The organism is Agromyces humi (assembly GCF_009720255.1).
Lineage (GTDB): Bacteria > Actinomycetota > Actinomycetes > Actinomycetales > Microbacteriaceae > Agromyces > Agromyces humi.
The window spans coordinates 1-2,866 of record NZ_WJSP02000435.1 but is presented as its reverse complement, the minus strand read 5'-3'; the positions used below and the strand labels follow the sequence as shown (position 1 = coordinate 2,866).

The following is a 2,866-nucleotide window of genomic DNA, read 5'->3' as shown; positions in this document are numbered from 1 at the left end:
GGCCACGCCCCGGCCGACCACGACGTGATATCCCGACTCGCCGCCGACCGGGATCACCGTGCGTGTCTCGCCTGCCGTCATCGTGCTCCTCCGAACCGCTCGGTGATGTCCTCGACGATGCGTGCGACCGAGCGGCGCGACGTGTCGATGTCGAGATCGGAGAGCGCGGCGTACACCGGTGCCCGCTCCTCCATGATGGCCGTCCACCTGGCCAGCCCGCCCGCCGCGATGAGCGGGCGTGAGCCGCCGGCGAGCCTGGAGGCGACGGCCTCGGGTGAGACCTTCAGCCACACCACCGGCAGCCCGGAGAGGTCGTCGCGGGTGTCGGGATGCAGCACCGCTCCCCCGCCGAGCGAGATCACGGCCTCCTCGCGGAGCGCGTCCGCCACGATCTCGCGCTCGACGATGCGGAAGTACTCCTCGCCCTCGCGCTCGAAGATCTGGTCGATCGGTCCGTAGCGCTCGGTGATGCGTGTGTCGGTGTCGACGAACGGGGCGTCGGCGGATGCCGCGAGCCGCTGTCCGACGCGCGACTTGCCGGCTCCCATGGGGCCGACGAGCACGATGGGAAGCGCGAGCCGGAGGCCGTCAGACACGGTCGCGTGCGGCATCCGCGTCGGCGATCTCGGTGAGGAGCGCGTCGGGGATGGCGGCGAGGTACGCATCGAGGTTGCGACGGGTCTCCACGACGGAGTCGCCGCCGAACTTCTCGAGCACGGCGTTCGCGAGCGTGAGGGCGACCATCGCCTCGGCGACGACGCCGGCCGCCGGCACGGCGCAGACGTCCGAGCGCTGGTGGTGGGCGGGGGCCGCCTCGCCCGTGGCGACGTCGATGGTCGGCAGGGCGTGCGGGATGGTCGCGATCGGCTTCATGCCGGCCCGCACCCGCAGGACCGTGCCGGTGGACATGCCGCCCTCGGTGCCGCCCGCGCGGTCGCTCGCGCGCACGATGCGCCCGTCGGCCAGGTGCAGCTCGTCGTGCGCGGCCGAGCCGCGACGCGTCGTCGTGGTGAAGCCATCGCCGACCTCGACGCCCTTGATGGCCTGGATGCCCATGAGCGCCGCGGCGAGCTGCGCGTCGAGGCGGCGGTCCCAGTGCACGTATGACCCGAGCCCGGGCGGCACGCCGTAGGCGAGCACCTCGACGACGCCGCCGAGCGTGTCGCCGTCCTTGTGCGCGGCGTCGACCTCGGCGACCATGCGGGCGGAGGTCTCCTCGTCGAAGCAGCGCAGCGGATCGGCGTCGAGGCGGTCCACGTCGGCGGGCAACGGGAGCGGGCGGTCCTCGGGAACGCGCACCGGACCGATGGCGATCGCCAACCCGGCGATCCTGCGCGACCCGACGACGGCGCCGATCGACCTGCCGTGGTGGCGGTCCGAGGGCTGATCGGTGTGCCCGAATCCGCCGTCAACCGTTGACGCAACGGTCACGAGACGGTAACGCGGGGACGACCGACGACGGCGAGGCCTTCGACGTGCCCCGAGCTCCTCGTGGTGGTCGCGCAGGTGCAGCAGGCCACGCCGCAGGTCCGGCTGGCTCGCTCCGCGATGCCGAAGCGGCCGGAGGACACCGAGGCGTTCCAGGGTACGTACCTGGGGCGTGGCGAGAAGGTGACCGTGCCGCTGCCCGCCGACGGTCGCACCCCGCCGTTCGCCACCTACACCTGGGACCTCGGCCCGCAACTCGTGAGCGTGACGGCCGTGTGCAGCGACCGGGAGCGGTTCGGCACGGTGATCGGCGACGTCGACGCGCTCGCCCGCGGCATCCGCGTCGTCGACGATCTCACGATCGGCGAGGCGCCGACCGTGCTGCGGATCGATCCGGCCTGACCCGGCCGATGACGGCGCACGCTGGGCGGTCCACCGCCCCGAACGCGGGAGTCGCCGTGCCACCGGCGCGCGCGTACCCTTGGCGGCGAAGCCAGGGGGCCGAACAAGGGAGTCACCGATGGCCGAGCTCTCACCCATCCAGCCGTGCCTGTGGTTCGACCACCAGGCCCGCGAGGCGATGGAGTACTACGTCAGCGTGTTCCCGAACTCCCGCATCGACTCCATCGAGGAGTACCCCGACGAGTCCCTCGACGAGCATTTCGCCGGCATGACCGGCAAGGTGCTGAGCGGGCGGTTCACCCTCGACGGCGTGCACTTCACCTGCCTCGACGGCGGACCGGTCTTCCGGTTCAACGAGTCGATCTCGTTCGTCGTGTCGTGCGCCGACCAGGCCGAGATCGACGAGTACTGGGCGAAGCTCTCGCACGACCCCGAATCGGAGCAGTGCGGCTGGTGCAAGGACCGCTTCGGCCTGAGCTGGCAGATCGTCCCCGCGAACATGAGCGAGCTCACGCGCCGACCCGAGCAGGTCCAGGTGATGATGCAGCAGAAGAAGATCGTGATCGCCGAGCTCGAGAACGCCTGAGCCGGTTGAAGGACCGGTCGCCGCGCGACCTCAGCCGGGCAGGCGGCTGGCTGCGGCCCAGCCCTCGGGTTGCCGTGCCTGCTCGGCGGTGAGCTCGGTGGCGCCGCCGCAGTTGGAGCAGACGACGACGTACCGACGCGAGAACGTGAAGGTCGGGATGAAGAACAGCCAGAGCCGGCTGCCGACCTCGATGACCCGCTGCGGCGCCGGCATTCGGCAGTACTCGCAGATGAAGCGCAACGTGGCGAGTTGCCGCTCGCGCGGGAACACCCCGATGAACAGGAACATGCGTCGATGCTACGAGCCCGCGGATGCCGCGACCATGGGCTTGCGCACGCCCCGGGTGCGCCCCGGACGACACGCCTCAGAGGCCCTCGGCGATCTCCTTGATCGCGGTGAGGCGGCGGTCCCATTCGGCGCCGATGGCGTCGAGTCGTCGAGCGGTGGCGG

Annotated in this window: 4 protein-coding genes and 1 pseudogene; 2 read left to right on the top strand and 3 right to left on the bottom strand. The window is 71.5% G+C overall.

Annotated features, from left to right (window positions below; all coding sequences use genetic code 11):
* Positions 1-77 precede the first annotated feature (77 nt).
* Positions 78-596 (bottom strand): shikimate kinase, encoded by a 519-nt coding sequence (locus tag GH736_RS20455; RefSeq protein ID WP_235934557.1) that lies wholly within the window; start codon positions 594-596, stop codon positions 78-80.
* Positions 589-1,332, bottom strand: a pseudogene (gene aroC / locus GH736_RS20450) (chorismate synthase); the annotation flags it as partial. The pseudogene aroC and the gene GH736_RS20455, both read right to left, overlap by 8 nt.
* Before the next feature lie 216 nt (positions 1,333-1,548).
* Here aroC and GH736_RS20445 point away from each other — a divergent pair.
* Both GH736_RS20445 and GH736_RS20440 read left to right on the top strand, forming a co-directional pair.
* Positions 1,549-1,830, top strand: coding sequence for a hypothetical protein (locus GH736_RS20445; RefSeq protein ID WP_159606601.1), 282 nt, complete (start codon positions 1,549-1,551; stop codon positions 1,828-1,830).
* Positions 1,831-1,948: 118 nt separating this feature from the next.
* Positions 1,949-2,416: a VOC family protein gene (locus GH736_RS20440; RefSeq protein WP_159606599.1), complete on the top strand. Its 468-nt coding sequence runs from the start codon at positions 1,949-1,951 to the stop codon at positions 2,414-2,416.
* 30 nt (positions 2,417-2,446) lie between these two features.
* Here GH736_RS20440 and GH736_RS20435 read toward each other — a convergent pair whose 3' ends face one another.
* The gene (locus tag GH736_RS20435; protein ID WP_159606597.1) at positions 2,447-2,704 is read right to left on the bottom strand and encodes a zinc-ribbon domain-containing protein; all 258 of its coding nucleotides are present in this window, start codon (positions 2,702-2,704) and stop codon (positions 2,447-2,449) included.
* Positions 2,705-2,866 lie beyond the last annotated feature (162 nt).